The organism is Acinetobacter sp. YH1901134, from assembly GCF_013416965.1.
GTDB lineage: Bacteria > Pseudomonadota > Gammaproteobacteria > Pseudomonadales > Moraxellaceae > Acinetobacter > Acinetobacter amyesii.
Genome location: NZ_VPEW01000017.1, coordinates 52,917 through 70,285 on the forward strand (window position 1 = coordinate 52,917; position 17,369 = coordinate 70,285).

At 35.0% G+C, this 17,369-nt stretch carries 15 protein-coding genes and 4 pseudogenes; 13 read left to right on the plus strand and 6 right to left on the minus strand.

Going from position 1 to position 17,369, the window contains the following annotated elements:
* Positions 1-378: 378 nt before the first annotated feature.
* From FTV50_RS14540 to FTV50_RS14555, 4 genes are all read left to right on the plus strand, one after another.
* Positions 379-669 (plus strand): hypothetical protein, encoded by a 291-nt coding sequence (locus tag FTV50_RS14540; RefSeq protein ID WP_151766085.1) that lies wholly within the window; start codon positions 379-381, stop codon positions 667-669.
* A gap of 95 nt (positions 670-764) precedes the next feature.
* Complete coding sequence (locus FTV50_RS14545) at positions 765-1,064, plus strand: hypothetical protein (protein ID WP_180024856.1); 300 nt, start codon at positions 765-767, stop codon at positions 1,062-1,064.
* A gap of 10 nt (positions 1,065-1,074) precedes the next feature.
* A complete protein-coding gene (locus tag FTV50_RS14550) occupies positions 1,075-1,254 on the plus strand; it encodes a hypothetical protein (RefSeq protein ID WP_218950751.1) in 180 nt (59 codons plus the stop codon).
* Between the two features lie 139 nt (positions 1,255-1,393).
* On the plus strand, positions 1,394-1,624 hold the full coding sequence (locus tag FTV50_RS14555) for a hypothetical protein (RefSeq protein WP_257223928.1): 231 nt from the start codon (positions 1,394-1,396) through the stop codon (positions 1,622-1,624).
* A gap of 87 nt (positions 1,625-1,711) precedes the next feature.
* Here the strand turns inward: FTV50_RS14555 and FTV50_RS14560 are convergent, their stop codons facing one another.
* Together FTV50_RS14560 and FTV50_RS14565 are read right to left on the minus strand one after the other, a co-directional pair.
* Positions 1,712-1,894, minus strand: a complete 183-nt coding sequence (locus FTV50_RS14560; RefSeq protein ID WP_180009562.1) for a hypothetical protein — start codon at positions 1,892-1,894, stop codon at positions 1,712-1,714.
* 513 nt (positions 1,895-2,407) lie between these two features.
* Positions 2,408-3,157, minus strand: a complete 750-nt coding sequence (locus FTV50_RS14565) for a metallophosphoesterase (protein WP_180024858.1) — start codon at positions 3,155-3,157, stop codon at positions 2,408-2,410.
* A gap of 582 nt (positions 3,158-3,739) precedes the next feature.
* Between FTV50_RS14565 and FTV50_RS14570 the strand changes: the two genes are divergently transcribed.
* The 7 genes from FTV50_RS14570 to qatD all read left to right on the plus strand — a co-directional run bounded on the left by FTV50_RS14570 (position 3,740) and on the right by qatD (position 11,756).
* On the plus strand, positions 3,740-5,374 hold the full coding sequence (locus FTV50_RS14570) for an HNH endonuclease (RefSeq protein WP_180024859.1): 1,635 nt from the start codon (positions 3,740-3,742) through the stop codon (positions 5,372-5,374).
* 77 nt (positions 5,375-5,451) lie between these two features.
* Entirely contained in the window at positions 5,452-6,036 is a 585-nt protein-coding gene (locus tag FTV50_RS14575; RefSeq protein ID WP_180024860.1) for a bifunctional 2-polyprenyl-6-hydroxyphenol methylase/3-demethylubiquinol 3-O-methyltransferase UbiG, read from the plus strand.
* Positions 6,029-7,036 carry an HNH endonuclease domain-containing protein gene (locus tag FTV50_RS14580; protein WP_180024861.1) on the plus strand — a complete coding sequence of 336 codons (1,008 nt, stop codon included), beginning with the start codon at positions 6,029-6,031 and terminating at the stop codon, positions 7,034-7,036. The genes FTV50_RS14575 and FTV50_RS14580 overlap by 8 nt, the downstream gene beginning before the upstream one ends.
* Positions 7,037-7,113: 77 nt before the next feature.
* Positions 7,114-8,907 carry a P-loop NTPase fold protein gene (locus tag FTV50_RS14585; protein WP_180024862.1) on the plus strand — a complete coding sequence of 598 codons (1,794 nt, stop codon included), beginning with the start codon at positions 7,114-7,116 and terminating at the stop codon, positions 8,905-8,907.
* Positions 8,908-8,933: 26 nt separating this feature from the next.
* A complete protein-coding gene (locus FTV50_RS14590; RefSeq protein ID WP_180024863.1) occupies positions 8,934-9,698 on the plus strand; it encodes a hypothetical protein in 765 nt (254 codons plus the stop codon).
* The gene (qatC, locus tag FTV50_RS14595) at positions 9,691-11,016 is read left to right on the plus strand and encodes a Qat anti-phage system QueC-like protein QatC (protein ID WP_180024864.1); all 1,326 of its coding nucleotides are present in this window, start codon (positions 9,691-9,693) and stop codon (positions 11,014-11,016) included. The genes FTV50_RS14590 and qatC overlap by 8 nt, the downstream gene beginning before the upstream one ends.
* The gene (gene qatD, locus FTV50_RS14600; RefSeq protein ID WP_180024865.1) at positions 11,016-11,756 is read left to right on the plus strand and encodes a Qat anti-phage system TatD family nuclease QatD; all 741 of its coding nucleotides are present in this window, start codon (positions 11,016-11,018) and stop codon (positions 11,754-11,756) included. Before qatC ends, qatD begins: the two co-directional genes overlap by 1 nt.
* Before the next feature lie 54 nt (positions 11,757-11,810).
* On the opposite strand, the pseudogene FTV50_RS14605 reads toward qatD, so the two are convergent.
* From FTV50_RS14605 to FTV50_RS14615, 4 genes and pseudogenes are all read right to left on the minus strand, one after another.
* Positions 11,811-12,363 (minus strand): annotated as a pseudogene (locus FTV50_RS14605) (TIGR02391 family protein); the annotation flags it as partial.
* Between the two features lie 122 nt (positions 12,364-12,485).
* Positions 12,486-12,755, minus strand: a pseudogene (locus FTV50_RS16790) (TIGR02391 family protein); the annotation flags it as partial.
* 304 nt (positions 12,756-13,059) lie between these two features.
* On the minus strand, positions 13,060-13,704 hold the full coding sequence (locus tag FTV50_RS14610) for a hypothetical protein (RefSeq protein WP_180024866.1): 645 nt from the start codon (positions 13,702-13,704) through the stop codon (positions 13,060-13,062).
* Between the two features lie 66 nt (positions 13,705-13,770).
* A complete protein-coding gene (locus FTV50_RS14615; RefSeq protein WP_180024867.1) occupies positions 13,771-14,577 on the minus strand; it encodes a DUF6502 family protein in 807 nt (268 codons plus the stop codon).
* Positions 14,578-14,923: 346 nt separating this feature from the next.
* Here FTV50_RS14615 and FTV50_RS16880 point away from each other — a divergent pair.
* A pseudogene (locus FTV50_RS16880) lies at positions 14,924-15,019 on the plus strand (ESPR domain-containing protein); the annotation flags it as partial.
* Positions 15,020-15,088: 69 nt separating this feature from the next.
* Positions 15,089-17,369, plus strand: a pseudogene (locus FTV50_RS14620) (hypothetical protein); the annotation flags it as partial.

A 17,369-nucleotide genomic window follows, 5' to 3' on the forward strand; every position in this document is an offset into this window, starting at 1 on the left:
GACTTGTCTGTAGCATTTCGTATCATAGACTCCCCATCAGTATATAAGGATTCAATGTGCTCCTCAGATGAAATGTGATTAAGTAAATCACCAGTGGGGGAGTACCTGATATTATTTGTTGTGAGCAGTGCCTTTTGGGATGGTTGAAGCAATATTCTAATGTGGAGCTTGCGCCATGGATATTGATATTCAGGTTGATGTTTATAACGTTTCCACTCAACTTACGTATTTTGAAATTTTGAATCAATCAATTTTTTGAATTTTTCGGTAGTATACAAGAGTTGTCAAATGGTGTGATGCAATTGAAATAGTAATCTCAGCGTTAAATAATTTAACAGATTTAGAAATCCCATTAATTGAAAAATGGAGGCGAACTAAATGAAGGATACGTATATAGAGGCAGATCATTGTATTCAAGAAGCTTTACAAGGGGGTATTGTCCACTTAAATGATAATTTATATTTTTTAAGTGCTGAAACAGCCTTACAACAAGTCCTTATACCTGAGCATGTTTGCTGTACAGCACCATACTGGATCATTGGATATGAGTTGCCTAAGCCGATTCAAAATAAACAGGAATTAGAGTCATTATTTGCATGGCATAACTTTTTTGTTAAATTTGCTAGCAATGCTGATGAATTTAAAGATTTCAATCCTAGAGATGAGTGATTAACCCTTATAGTGACTTATCCATTCTAATTTTTAAATTTATTAGTGCGAGCACATGATAACTTCTGTATCAACTAGATATAAAAGGATTATTTGTGAGTAGAAGTATAAAAAGGCAACTTGGTTTCTTTTTAATCGTACTTTGCGGATTCATTACATATAATTATATAGCTACTCGTCAAGCGGCAAATATGGAATTGAATTCCAACGTTCAAGAGCGAGAGCGAGCATTTATTCAGAAACGAGCTGAATACATAAAAAATCATGGCGAGACTAGTATTGCTGAGCAAGAGATGACTCAAGAATTAGCATTCAGAAGTGGGCATGCTTTAATGAATAATTCGTCTTCATATCAGCGTGTTGAAGAGCAAGATCCTGAACAATCTGTAAAGTGAGGTAAATATGATGGTAGATCGAATTGCTTCTAAAGAGAACACAAATATAACCGCTGAGTCCGAAGTAAAAAATCAGCAAGATGAAATAATAAAAGATAATTATCGAAGGTTAATACTAAATGCAACTCATCATCTTCCTATGAAAGCCGTTAGAACTGAACAAGATATGATAGAGTTTTTAGAAGACTGATTTTAAATGCATTGATCAAATTTTATTTGATCGCCGTGATTAAAAAGGGGGGATTATCTGATCGCTAGATCATTCCCTCATTTCAATTTATATTGTAATTTGTTGGTCTTATTTAAAATAAAAATCAAGGGGGTAATTGATGTCGAGAAAAACAATAATGACCACAAATGAAAGGCGTCTTCAAGCTCTAAATCAAATGCGTGCGAGTTATAGAGGTGTGCAACTTTTAAGACAAGATAGAATTAAACTGATTCAACATGGTGCAGTTGTTCAATCGCATGAAGGTTCGATCAATGACAGTGATCGTACTCTGTGTGATGATTTATCAATAGAAGTTGATGAATGTGATATGTTAAAAAAAAACGGCTGAGACGATGTATGCCTCTACAGGTGATACAATTTGGTTGAGTTTTTAAATATACAATTCAAGTGCTTTCTGTTTTTTAATGAAGAGTGCTCAAAATTGCTTGAGGAAGTCTTCAACTGAGATTTCTTGTTCTACATAGAAAACACCATTTGGGTCTGCTTTCATTTTTTTAATAGAATTACCTTGGATTTTATGGATATCGAGTAGGTCTTTAAGTATTTGATCTGCAATTTTATTCTTCCAATCATTTTCAGGATCTAAAGGAATCGACATGAGTTTCTCCTAGTTCAGATGTGGTATAAATTTCATTATCAGTATCGCAGAAAATTTGAAAATAAATTGATGTAGGGAATAAAAATGGCTGAATGCAGTTACGCCTATTGAAGAGCATGATGAGTTTTTATCTATCTGCGAGCTTTTGTAGTTCATCTCTATGTTGATGAATTACACGTTTTAAATGATGTAGTACAATACGTTGTGTTGCTTGACTGTTGTCAAATGCCATAGGTATAACTTCAATAATTGGGCGTGATCTTTGTTCAATATTTTTAAAATCGATCGGTCTTCTCATTTTGCCATATAACTTTAATGGTGTTATGTAATTTTATACTAATTCTAACTATGAGCTAAAGCTTAAAAGTCCTAACAGCACTATTGAGTACCAAAAAACATGTGACGACACTTATTTTAGGTTTTGATAGGACTAATGCTTCATCATTAATATTGCAGACAATTTTAAAATCGAGTTATCTGATGCTTTAAAAAGGTTTCAGAAAAAATATCTATTTAAACTTCGATGATCAAATTTTCTCTAAACCCATTTTTACCTTGCTCTGGCGGATAACCCAAAGGATTGATCACTAATCTACATCCATCGACTACAGTATCCACTGATGTATGCGTATGTCCTGCAATCCATAACTTAAACCCTTTTACATCTAGGTCATTAATAAAATAGGGATTGAGGGCTGATGCAACAGGGTGCGTACCCCAATAAGGATCAAGACAAGCTAAATGAGGTGGAAAATGCGTAATAACAATCACATGATCTTGCCCTCTAAACTGCAAAATATTTTGATGATATTTTTTAAATAGTTTTATGTAGTCATCGGCGGTTATAGGTCTATTTTCATCACTAATCATGATTTGATCAAAATCATAAATCGATTGTTCAGCATCTTTTTGGGACTGTAAAAGTACCTCAGGAGATGTAAGTGGTGAATTGGAGCGAAAGTTCGTAAACAGCGTGCAACCTACAAATATTTTATTTTGAATTTTGATATGGTTGTCATCAAGTAGTGCATTTTTTGGGTAGTTTTCTTTCAAGAAATTCACGACTGAACTGTAGTTAGAGCTGTAGTAATCATGATTACCTAAAACAAAGATAAATTTTTTATTCAGAGATTTACATTTTTCGGCAAACTCAATTGCACCACTTAAGCGATTAGAAAAATCGCCAGCGTGAATAATGACATCAGCTTGCTCTGATATTGAATATTTAGAATTGTGAGTATCCGATATAATTTGCAGTTTCAATCTACTTCCTTTATTAAATCAAGCTGCTTAAATATATAGATTTTCATTGCGATCAGTTTACAGCAACTAAATATTGTAGAAATTATAAGATACTTATCTATATTCTTAAGCCTCTAAAAAATATAGTTAATTATTGTTGAATCAATTGATTAAATATTGGTCATAAAATTTGACCAATTGAATTTATGCACATAAGATAAAGATGTTACAGCAAAATCTGTGACCAGGCGTGGAAACCTGTTACTCAACGAACTAAAGAGTCGCTTTTAGTGGCTCTTTTGTGTCTACATGGCGCTTTTATGGTAAGCCAGGTAGGGCAGTCTTTGACTGGCCGTTTCGTTGAGCGGTATTTCCACACCCTATTTGGTTTGCCTCCATCTCGTGGAAAGGATGTTGGCAAACGACAATCTATCAACGAGGTTTAAAATGCGTCTTTATACTATCTCTATCTGTTTTTTCTCTAGCAAAAAGATACTTCTGAGTTAATGAGTTTTTAATTCATTTATCACTGATTTTAATTTTAATTACTTCTAATTTCGTAATCTCACGAGATCTAGAGAAGTATTGCCTAGAGAAAATAAAATGGCCCGTACTAAGCTTTTAACCAATATTATTCAAAGAAAAATGATGCTGCTTGACGAAATGTCGCACTCAAATCTGCACCATAACTTTGAAATATCACTTTATGACTTCGCCAACCATGAGATCCTAGAAAAACTATATAAAGCAGACAATCAACGCTCCACAGAGTGTTGGAGCCCTGCTGAAATTCAGGAGTTTATTCTAAACTGTTTGAATGATCGTAATGTCAATTTATGCGTTCGCTATTGGAAAGATGCTGCTGGTAATATTTATATCATCGATGGTGGGCACAGGATTTCAATTATCTATGCTTGGATCAAAAGATACTTTATTGATGAGCAAGTAATAGGAGCCCCAAAATTCACGGCACCACAAAAACGAGATATTCGTCAGATTCGTAATCGATTAGGTGGATTAGCTGATTTTCAAGAGTTATGTAGCGATTCTGAGTTTCAGCAAAAATTAAAATCAACCAAAATTAATTTTATTGAAGTCATTGGGACACCTGAGGAAGCTCGAAAAGCCTTTTGTTCAATCAATTCGGATACGAAACGATTAGATCCAGATGAAGAATATCATTTACAAAATAGGGGAAGTGATGCTTTTTATGTGATTTATGCGTGTTGTTATATAAACGATAATAAATCCAACTTGGCTGAACTGAATTACGAGCGGATAAATGAAGTGATTACTTTGGGTGAGCAAATTCATGATCATCTTTTTAAGATAATACTTTTAGAGCCGGATTTAACACACGGTAAAAAAATCGGCTTGGTCAATGAACTCCTGAATATCATGTTTGGTGATACTTGTCAGAATACTGTGAGTATAGACCAAGGTCAGCGTGTAGAAAATTTAATGCTAAAACTTAGAGTTGTGCTGTGTCGTATCGCTACACCAGCAATTAGTATTCGGATTCCAAGTCTGGGCTTACACCCAAAACTATATTTTTATAAAGATAATCGTTTTCAAGTGACATCCTTTTTGGCCTGGTTCTCTATCGTCTGTGAAATTGAAGAAGACTGTTTTGAAATACAGAATAAGAAGTTAGATTTTATTGGTTTTACCCGAGCACGCCGTGGTGTTGAAAGTTTAATTGAAAAAATTCCTGTGGCCATCAAAGAAACTGTAGGTAAGTTTGGTAGCGGGATCAGATCACATGAGCGATTGAAGAACGTGTATCAAGCCTTTATCTGTATTGGACTCAATATGGAATTAGATTTTGAAGATGAAGTTTGTTTGAATACCGTCATTCTTTCGATGAGTCAATCATTTGATTATATTAATTTTAATGATTTTTACCTTGACCGTTTTGGTGGTGATTATGATGAGAGCATTGTGGATGATGTTGTTAGCTTTGTGAAATCAGTAAGACTAACAAAGAAGAAAAAACCTCTAAATTTTTCACTCGCGACCAAAAAAAATCTTTATCAACGTGAGGAAAGGAAAACATGGAGCTATTGCGAAGTATGTGATAGCGCTCTATACCTTGAATCGACTGAAGTAGATCATCGAGAATCGAAAGCAGAAGGTGGTTACGGTGTTTTAGAAAATGGAGCAATTATTCACCCGATATGTAATCGTTTTAAGTCAGATCGTGCTTTGGAAGAAGTAAAAGCAGATTTATTTGACTAAAAAGATAAGGGAGCAAATGCTCCCTTATTTTTTTGTTTTTTAGTAGACTAAGCTTAGTTTTAACCTAAGTACTAAGAATGAAAACAATAGATTATTACAACCAACATGCGGATGATTTTGCTGAAGCAACTTGGCACGTTGATATGGCTAGCTTATACCAGCCATTTTTAATTGAGTTACCTAAACAAGCTTACATTCTTGATGTTGGCTGTGGGTCAGGTCGTGACACTTTAGCTTTTAAAAATAAAGGCTATAAAGTTGATGCAATAGATTACTCAGAAGAGCTTGTGAAAAAAGCAGCTCAGCTTACAGGTGTTCGAGTTCAGCTAATGAGCTTTTATGAGATTGATGAGCATGAGGTTTATGATGGCGTGTGGGCATGTGCCTCTTTATTACATTGTGAGCGTGATCGCTTAGCTGAAGTCATTGGGCAGTTGATAACAGCCTTAAAACCAAATGGTGTGCTGTATATGTCATTTAAGTATGGCAACAGTGACCGAGAAAAAGATGGTAGGGCTTTTACGGATTTAGATGAGAATCAGGCAAAAGCATTACTTCAGCTCTTTGATGATGTTGAACAAAACCAGAAATGGATTACGCTAGATCAGCGACCTGATCGTCAAGAAAAATGGCTCAATTTGCTTTGGAAAAAACATGGCTGATCTAATACCTACAGCACAAGAACAACTCAAATTTCTAAAGAATATTCAGCTGATTTTACAGTCAGGAAGTTTTAGCAGTACTTATAAGTTTGCTTTACTTATTAGCCTAAGCCGATTGGCGATTGAAAAAGGTGAAGACGCAGGTGGAAGTCTATCGCTTGAATATACAGATATTGCTGAAAAATTTATCGAGTTGTATTGGAAGCAAGCGGTGCCATATGTGTTTAATGATGAAGGTCAACTGATCTTAAATCAGAATAATGGTAAGCAAGCAGCGATTGTAAATCGGATTATTGAACTTCGGCAAAGTTACTCATCTCTTGGTCTATTAAGACGAGACTCATTGGTATGGTTAAGGCTAGTAAAGGATGTCACTCGCACTGTCAAAGACATGCCAGTCCGCTACTTGCAAAACATCAATGGTCAAAATTTTGAGTTTTTATATCAGCTTGATCGGTGTGGAAAGCAACTTATTCTTCTACCGCAAGTCATGTTTTGCTTAAGGCAATTCAGTGAGATCATTGAAGAGCTTTGCCAGAAACGTTGGATTGACTATATCCGTAAGAACAGCAGCAATGCACCTATTTTGAATCAGTTGCCGAATCTTGAACAATTCATGTTTGAGCCGAGTAGAAACCAGTTGAATGCGGTAGCAAATGTATTGGTCGAGCTGCAAGACTGTAAGTGCTTCTACTGCAGTAAACCGATGCGAAATGGCAATTACGCCGTTGATCATTTCATTCCATGGTCTATGTACCCGTCGGATACAGGTCATAACTTCGTATTGGCAGATTCAAGCTGTAATTCTAAGAAAAGTAATCTACTGGCATCTGATGAATTTTTGCATAAGTGGCAAGAGCGTAATGAAGAGCAGGACTTGATTATTGTGGATCGAATTTCTGTATTTGGTTTTCTCACGGATAAAGAGCGTTCGCATAAGGTGGCTGAGTGGGCATATGCTCAGGGGAAAGAAAATAATTACTATTTGTGGCAATGCTAACAGACTTTTTATTTATTGAATTTTAAACATTTATTGTTATATTGATAACAAAACAGAAACCTGCGAAAAATAATGTTATGTGGTCAGATATTGAGTCAAAACAAGATTTTTTAAATTATTCTGAAGCATCTGAGATTGTTGTCAATGTATTAAGTAATCCGAAGATGTTGCCGATTTCAATAGGAATATTTGGTTCTTGGGGAACAGGGAAATCAACAATATTAAATTTGATTGAGCAAAGGTTAATAGCAGAAAAACAAGAAGATTATATTCTTATTAAGTTTGATGCATGGCTTTATCAAGGGTTTGATGATGCGAGAGCCGCATTAATTGAAGTTGTTACGTTAGAGATAGCTAAACTTGTAGAGGGCAATAAGACCCTTTTAGATAAAACAAAGACAATAACTAAACGAGTAAATAAATTACGTTTGTTAGCAATGGCCGCGGAAGGTGCTTCTTGGATAGCTGGAGTGCCAACATTTGGTGCTGCATACAAAGCAGTTGAAGCTATTGGTGATGGGATTAAAGGGAAAGCTGATTCAGAAGATGGCGAGGCAATAAGTAAAATAATAAAAGATGGTCAGAGTAGTTTAAAAGAGCTTTTGAATGAGGAAATGACATCTGCCCCGAAAGAAATAGCTGCTTTAAAAACAGAATTTGCAGATTTGCTTGTGGGATTTAATAAGAAAATAGTCATCTTCGTAGACAACCTAGATAGATGTTTACCAAAGCAGACTATACAAACATTGGAATCATTACGCCTATTTTTATTTATGCCAAATACTGCTTTTGTGATAGCAGCTGATGAAGATATGGTGAGACATGCAGTTAAAGAACACTTCAACGGTATAGATGAAAAACATATTACTGATTATTTGGATAAGTTAATTCAGTTTCCAGTTAAAGTTCCAAAAATTAGTACTCGTGAAGTTAGAGCATATTTATTTTTACTTTATGCATCAATTCATGAAATTTATGGCAGTCAAGATACTAAAATAGAAAAGTTAAGAGCGGGTTTAGAAAACAACTTACGGCTTTCTTGGAAAGAAGAGCCAATTAGCGTTGAGAAAGCTTTACTGCTCTTGGATTTAGATGGTCCAAATACGTTAAATCTCTTAAATGATTTTACTGTGGCAGATCGTATAGCACCTTTATTAGCATCTTCCAAAAGCGTTGAAGGAAATCCAAGAATTGTAAAACGTATGCTAAATGTTATTAGTATGCGAAATATGATTGCAAAAGCGCGACAGATGCCTATAGATCTCAAACTTATTGCAAAAATGGCATTGTTTGAAAGATGCTGCAAGTCTACAGCGATATCTGTTCTTTATAATGAAATAAATGCTACTGCTGATGGAAAGCCAGACTTATTTAGACAGCTTGAAAGTATTAAGGATGATATTGAAGCTTTTGAAGCTAAATTGCCGAAAGAGTGGGGTGATTATAAAAGCTTTCTATTTGATTGGATAAATTTGGAACCATCAATTGTAAATAAGGACTTAAGGCCACTTGTTTATTTAAGCAAAGAAACTGTTCCGCTTCGGATAGTTTCCAGAGGGTTATCAGAAATTGCAGATAGTGCTTATAGATTATTAATAAGAACATCAAAGGTATCTTCACCATCGGCTATTAAAGCAATCGGAACAATTCCTCAAGGGGAAGAAAAGGATGTGATGCGTTTACTTTTAGAAGAATTAAGACAACATGTAAACTGGAGTGAAATACCATCAGGTTTTGCTGGTGCTTTTTTACTAGCTAAAGAGTTAGACGAAACAAGATCACAATTTAAAGGCTTTATTTCTGAGGTTATGCCAAAACTTAAGCCTTGGTTTAAAAGTTATGTCAAAGAAGAGGCGTGGTTTAACAGCTAATTTATAAATTATTAAAAGGAAGGATTATGGGGACATCAACTTCAAGCAAGGGGCCAAATGGAAAGACTCCATTAGTGCCATCTTGGGCAAATGAGGGGGGAGGATCAATTGCATGTGGAATAGATAATACACTAGGTGAATTTAGAGCGTATTTAGGGAAGGCTGCGAATAAACCATCGGGTTCAAGTGGTACAAACTTAAGAAAAGCGATTGGTCATTATGCTAAGAATGCAACTGGTGGAAAAAAGGTAGGTCCTAAACGCTACCAAAAACTTATTGCAACTGGTGGAGGTTTATTTGATTTACTCCAGAATATTCAAGCTGGAAATGACTATTTAGACCTGAAAATATCAGATCTAAATGGTAAACCTATTGATATTGTCATTGATCAAATTATAGAAAACCTTTTAGTTATTGATGGAGACTCTGAGCGAATCAGAGCAAGTTTGAATCAAGCTTTAGCCGAATGTTTGGATGGTATAGATGAATTCGATTTCAACCAAATTTCTAGCGATATGATTATTGATTTAATGTTGAATTACACAGAGCAGTATTTATTTCAACAAATCGTCTTAGATTCAAGAGCTGCTTTTGATAAAGCTGATACGCCTGAGAATGTTGCTAGTCTTGAGCAGGATCTACGTTCCTTAATAAATTCTTCAGTGGATAAGCATATGAGTAAGCAATTAAAAAATGGTGCGAATTCATTAACAAGAAAAGATATCGAAAATATACAAATGAAAGCATTAGAAGATATTTGGGGTGAATGGGAAGATTATTTAAATGATTGAGCTTTATTTTGAAACCGATAGTACGAAGTTACCTCCCTTGTCAGATCGATTATTACCTGTTTTGATGTTTGGAAAGTCAGCTGTTTCTGGAAAATATAATAGTATTGGTGGAGCTGCGCTAAAGGAATTTAGACGACTTCAAGAAGAAGCTGATGAAACAGCATTCGATTTAATGATGTTATCTTTAGCGGTAACAGCTGCTGATACTTTTGTTGAGAGGGATAGTCGAGCAGAAGATGCATGGTGTCGCCAATTCAAGATCAATCTTCCAATGTTAAATCCTAGTCTTTGGGATAAGCAAAAAAAACTATTAAAGGAAACTCTGCATTTTTTAAGTGGAGATTTATGGGATTTTGAATTTAGGCAAAGCGACTTTAAAATTCCAAAAATGATGACGGGTCTTAAAGCTAGGAAGATTTTCATAAAGAATCATGATTCTGTTTGCTTATTTTCAGGAGGGTTAGATAGTACAATTGGCGCAATTGATTTAAAGAATTCAGGTAAGAATTCAGTTTTAGTTAGCCATGCATATCCGAAAGATAGGCAAAAGCAAGATGGTGTCTATAGTACGCTTAAACTTACTAATGCTAGATTTCAAGTCGTTGCAAATCCTCGGAAAGTTAAAGAAATTCCTGCGGATGTTCAAATGAGAACTCGCAGTTTTAACTTTATTGCCTTTGGAGCTTTAATTGCTACTGCTTTGAGTAAAAACCATCATTCGGATAAGATAATACCACTTTACATTCCTGAAAATGGCCTCATTTCTATTAACCCTCCACTTACTCCTCGGCGAATAGGTTCATTAAGTACTCGAACAACACATCCATACTTTCTAAAAAAAATAAATGAACTTTTTTCAAGTATAGGTTTGCCAGTAGAGTTATTAAATCCTTATCAGTTCAAGACTAAAGGAGAAATGATGCTCGAATGTAAAGATCAAAAGTTATTGAAAAAGGTTGCTACTGATACAGTTTCCTGTGGGAAATGGAAGAGGTCAGGAGTTCAATGTGGTAAGTGCTTACCTTGTTTGATTAGGCGTGCCTCATTTAATGCATCTCAATTTCAAGATTTAACAGCTTATCAATATTTTGTTTTAAATGATGTGATTAAACGAGATAAGCAGAGAGATGACCTAATGTCTATGGTTATGGCGATAAGCAAAATTAAAAATACTGGAAACACAAATTTGTGGGTTGCAAAATCTGGATTTTTACCAACAGAACGTATGGAACGTCAGCAAATCATTGATACTGTTTTAAGGGGTTTTACGGAAGTAGAGCAGTATTTAAAAAAAGCGAATCTAGGTGTAAATATTTGATGTTTCCGTTGATCGATTTCCATTGCCATTTAGACTTATATGATAATCCACAAGCTGTTGTCTCAGCTTGTGGGGAGTCAAATTATATTTTGTCTGTGACAACTACACCAAAAGCTTGGTTTGGTACAAAGAAGTTAGCTGAAAATAATAAAAGAATTCAGACCGCCCTTGGTCTCCATCCTCAAATAGCACATGAGCGCTATGAAGAGTTAGATTTATTTGATTTACTAATCAATGAAACAAAGTATATAGGTGAAATTGGTTTGGATGGTTCATCAACACTGAAAGCTCATCAAAATATACAAAGTAAAGTTTTTAAACATATATTGCAAAAAGCTAATTGTTCGTCACCCAAAATATTAACTATCCATAGCCTTAATGCCATCGAAGCAACTTTAGATGGATTAGAGGCTTACTTTCATAATGGTGTCCCTGTTTTACATTGGTATACAGGTAGTGAAAAAGATTTAAAAAGAGCGATTGATAGAGGGTGTTGGTTTTCAATTAATCAGAGAATGCTATCAAGCGATAGAGGTAGATCGCTCATTAGTCAAATCCCTAAGGATAGAATATTAACTGAAACGGATGGCCCTTTTATTACTAATAAAAATCAACCTATCCAACCAGCTTCAGTTATACCTGTTATCAAAAAATTGAGTGATCTTTGGCAACAACCTCAAGAGGCAGTGATTGCACAAATTTTTGAAAATCTAAAAAAACTTTTAATATTGGTAAACTGATATATGGTGGCTTCACTCAGGATATTATCTATGGAATTATTCAATAATTAAAGACTAAATTTTATGCTTTGCTTCTGCTTCAAGTGAATATAACTCATTAATTAATAAAAACTCTCGGTACTGATGAATTAAGTTTTCATCCTTTTCTCGATGGGCACGAGCATTCCGAAAAGCCATATATGCACCCGTGAATAAATTTACTCGACCTTTGATCTCTGCACTGTCTGGTACATCCCAAGTGATAAGGGGATTTTCACCTTGAAAGGCTTGAGCAAATAGTTTGGTGCTATGCTCATGAATACTAGTACGTGTACGAACAATATCTTCAAGACGTTTATATGCTATCGTTAAAGCAGAGTCGGGATCTTGTTTAAAGAGTAAGGCAAGGTTTTCTGTCATCAATAATCGAGTAGGGCAGTTCTCAAGGGTAGTAACGCTTTGACTTGACAGAGTGGGCTACTTCATTTTCGAAGGGGTAAATATAATCATGTAGACGAATAGGGAGAATGATTTTTTGTTGATAAATAAAATCAATGTCCAGATCACTCAATGATGAGCTATTCAATCTATTGAGAAGCTTCGTCGATAATAGAATTTCTTCAGTTTCAATTGGCTTTGTTGCATAAATATGTAAGCATCTGATTTAAATAAATTTAATTTTGGATCAAAAAATAATCAAAACTTTTAAAATCATATAGTTATGAAATCTTTGTGCAACAAAGCCGTTTCAATTTGATGTTTGTTTAAATGTGCTAGTGCTTTTGCTAGGCCTTTAGGTCCTTCTCCAAAATACCTGGATGTAAAACCTGTACGAATAACTTAATAGCTTTCAGTTTAATCTTTGAGAATAAAAGCATGAGATCATTCACTGGTAAGCAATAGAGCGTAAAATATGTCTGCTTTAGTTTGGACTAAATTATGTAGGCTAAAGAGACATGTCTCAATGATTCCTGCTTCACCTAAATAATCGACGTGATAGTAGTTTTCTGTTTCAAACATTTTAATTAATAAAGTAGTCGTTGTTGGGGAAAGAAAATGGGGTAAATTGGGGTGAAAATTTAGGGCTTGAATTCTTTTAATGCCCAGATTTCATTAGAGATTTTTGGTGAGTTCAATTGCCACCACCTCCATACCTTTTGATTTTTTTGTTGAATATTACAAAAATTAACGAATTTGTAATGAAATACTGTAACGTTATCATTTATCTATTTTTATTTAAGTATATGTGATACACGGTAAGCTTATGGCCATCTCTATAAGATAGCCATAACTAGAGTATTGATTCTATTTGATAAATTTACTCTTACATTTTTTCAACTAAAAAATTTAGACTAAAGGTAGAGCATTTTAATCTTTGATTAATAGGTGAATATTGGTTAATAGAGAACTCTTTATCATACTTCATATTCCATGCTTGAGTATATTTAGGAATATTATATTTTAAAGTATAATTCCATGTATCAGAAGGCATAAGTATCTGATATTCATCCGAAGTATTAGAACATTGAGGATCTTCTATTGGTTCATAAATGTTTTGATTTTGATCTCTCAGAATTACAGGTGGTTCACATTTATATCTATACTCATAAATAGGATAAAGATTATTATTTTTAACAGTAAGAACAAGTGTTAAATTTGAAGTGGGTTTTTCATTAGTATCTATTAGAAAAGTACCATGTCCATCTTTCAAAATAGCTTCATTTGTCTCACTGTTTTGAAAATATGATGAGATTGTTAAGTTTTCACAAACCTGTGTGTATACACCTTTTGTCCAAATAATATAGTCATTAGTTTCTTCATCAGTAGTTAACGGTGGAATATTACCTCCGCCGGCAGTAGGCAAACCGGTACCGCCTAAAGATACACCGCCAGTGTTTAATGAACCTAAATCATCCCCACAAGCACTAATAAGAAAAACTGATATTAAATAAAAAAAAGGTTTGTTCACTATGAATATCCTTTTTATGTGAAAAATTTATTATTTAATATACTTTATTAATAACGTGTTAGGTATCTATTTTTCAGGATTATCTTTTTTTAACAATTCATCAAACTGATATATACCCATACTAAAGCGGTATTTTGCATTTAATTTTCCCTCATCATTTTGTGAGCATTCTAAAGCTTTATCCACTAATTTTTTTGACATTTCTTTCCATATAACATGGGTATAATTTTTTAATATTTGAACTGATTCCTCCGTTAATTCATCTGCATTTATATTTTGTTCAAGAAACATGTTCGGAGAGATTAAAATATTTGATAAGCCTGATGAAATATGATCTGAAGCAGATTGAGCAAGTAATTTTTGGCTATATGAAGAGCTATTAGAAGGGGTAAAAGATTCAGTATGTAGAATTATTGTATTTGCAACTTCAGTGATAAGCCCAAGACGATCTAATTCAAAAATAATGGCTCTAGGATGTTTATCTTGTGAAATTTCTTTTGCCAAATTCTCAAAACTTATTCCTTCCCCCGTAATAGGAATTTGTTTTGGCCATTCTTTTTGAATCCATAATGTAACTACACGCGCACTAATATTTGAAGAAGTTTGAATAGCAGTATCATTTTGAAGATTACTTTTTAGTTCACTTACATCTCTCCTATTTAAGCCTGAGAGTAAGCTTATAGACGAATCAGTTAATTTTTTATCCAGTTTCTCTAACTCAACGAGTGACTGTTTTAGAAAGATTATTTTTAAAGCTTGCGAGAATTCACTAAATCCTACACCTGAGCTAATTAGCCAAGATACCAGAGGGTGCATAACTTTAGAAACATTTTTTTTTGCAATTTCTGAAATTGGCAATAATGAATCTGGCATAAAAAACTCTTTCAAAAAAAACTATATAATTCAGTAGTTTAATTTCTACATCTGGTCTTAAGCAATAGTATAAATCAAAAAATCATTCCAAAAAGTTATTTTGTGTATTACTTAAGCAAACTTAATAATATTTTTTATTACTTAGTTTTTTGATTATATCAATAAAAAAATTATTAGTAATCAAAAAGATAAATTTTGAAACAAAAATAAATGTGCATAACACACATTTATGTGTAATATATGTGTGTTATGCACATTTATTTTTTAATAAAATGTGATATGTTTTGCATTTATGCTCTGTCAAAATGAGATATTTATCACATAAATTAACGGTTTGGGTCTTGATATGAATAAAATCTATAGAGTTGTATGGAATGCCTCTTTAGGGGTTTGGGTGGCGGTTTCAGAACTAGGAAAAGCAGGAAAAAAAACAAAAGCCGTAAAGAATGCTAGTGAAAACTATAATTCGATTAATAATGAAAGTTTGCTGTCAAAGCTTTTTAAAATTAGCATGCTAGCTGTATGTATTGGTGGTGCATCTCAGACATTTGCTGCCAAAAAAATTACAACAACAGGTTCTGGAACAGGTTTGGTCAGTCATGACAATGGCGTAGTCTATGATGGAAATACTTCCTTAGAAATATTGTATTGGAACAATCCTAATGTACCGTTGTTTATGCAAAGTCAAGTAGCTGCAGGAAGTGCTATAGCAATTGGTGATAATGCTAAATCTCTGAGCAGGGGATCTGTTGTTATTGGTGGAAATGCTACAGCAACAATTGATGGTGCTACTTCTGCTGTACAGGATGGTATTAACCTAGGTGCTCAAGTTGTAATTGGATCTAATTCATATGCAAATGGAAATAACAATGTTGCTATAGGTAATAAATCATATACGACAGGCAATGCTTCAATTGCAATTGGACGTGAAGCTGCAGCTAAAGGTGATTATTCTTTATCATTAGGGACTGTTAGCTCAGCAACAGGGGCAAGATCTACAGCAGTCGGGCATTCGAGTGTTGCGTCTGGTACTGGCTCAGTTGCAATTGGGAGTTCAACTGGAACGGGAAGAGATTGGAATAATACGGGTACAACTGCGAGTGGTAGTAATTCAGTTGCAATCGGCACTTCAGCAGATGCTACAGCTTCTGATGCATTAGCTTTAGGTAGTTCAGCTCAAGCAACAAAAGTATATAGTACAGCAGTTGGGGTGAATGCAGAGGCTAGTGAAAGTTCAGCTTTTGCTGGCGGTGATACTGCTAAGGCTACTGGTATTGCTTCTACCGCTGTTGGTGCATATACAGAAGCAGTTGGGCAAAGTTCTTTTGCTGGGGGGTTTCAATCACAAGCCGTTGGTACAAATTCAGTAGCTGTGGGTACTGCGACTGAGAGTGGGGAGTATGCCGTTGCAATCGGATCACTTACTAAAGGTATAGGCGTGAGTTCAGTCGCATTAGGAGCATCAGCTGAAGCTCAGGGAGAACGATCTGTAGTTGTTGGCACTAGTTCGGTTTCTAGTGGGCTTTCCAGTGTCGCAGTTGGTGATGGTGCTCAATCTGGCGGTAATAATGCTATAGCGATAGGTACTACGGCACAAGCCACAGGCCAAAATTCGATTAGTATTGGTACAGGTAATATTGTTACTGGTATTGGTTCTGGTGCAATTGGTGATCCAACCATAATTACTGGTTCAGGAACATATAGTTTAGGTAATAACAATGGCACAATTGATGCAACAGAAAGTGGCGTATTTGGTAATAACAACCAAATCGTTGGTAAGATTGCTAGTGTCCGCGTGGTAGGGAATGAAAATACTGTTGAACATACTAATACGCTTGTAGTGGGTAATAATAATACCACTGCAGGTGAAACAGCAATTGTTGTTGGTCATAATAGTACGGCTGGACAACAATCGCTTGCTTTGGGTACAGGTGTTAATGCGACAGGAGGTGGAGCAATTGGTATCGGTGATACTGTAGAAGCGACAGGTGATAAGGCTATTGCTGCCGGACATTTATCTAAAGCGATCGCTGAAGGTGCTATGGCTTTAGGTTGGTATGCTAACGCTGCTGGCGCTATGTCTAGTGCTATAGGTACTGCAGCAGAAGCCGAAGGGGAATATGCTACTGCTACTGGTTCTTATGCAAATGCGCTTGGTAGATTATCAACTGCTGTTGGTTTTGGTGCATCATCAAGTAAAGAAAACTCTATTGCTTTAGGCGCTTACGCGACAACGGACAGTGATGCAACTGAACAGGTTTCTACTACATTAAATAATTTAACTTATGGTGATTTTGCTGGGCAAGTAACTGATGTTGGCATGCAGGTTTCTGTGGGGGCTTTAGGGAAAGAACGTCAAATTAAGAATGTTGGTGCTGGTGAGATATCTGATAAAAGTACTGATGCCATTAATGGGAGTCAACTTTATGCAACTAATAGTGTTTTAGGAAACGTTGCTAATAGTACAAAAAATATTATTGGTGGAGATGTCAAGCTAGATTCAAATGGAAATATTACAGGTCCGTTTGTAGTAGATAGTTTTAATTATAAAAATATTTCTGAAGCAATTTCTGCTTCAAAAACAGTCGTTGCAGCAGGTACCAACGTTGCAAGCGTAGATAAAGTAACGGATGCAGCGACAGGTCAAAATACATATACAGTTAACGCAAAAGGTACGACTGCTTCAGCGGGTTCTGATGCTGTAACGGTTGGCGGTACAGACAAAGGCGGCAATGTAACTGATTATGCAATTGATTTAAGTGATAAAACTAAAGACAGCTTGACTGCTGCTG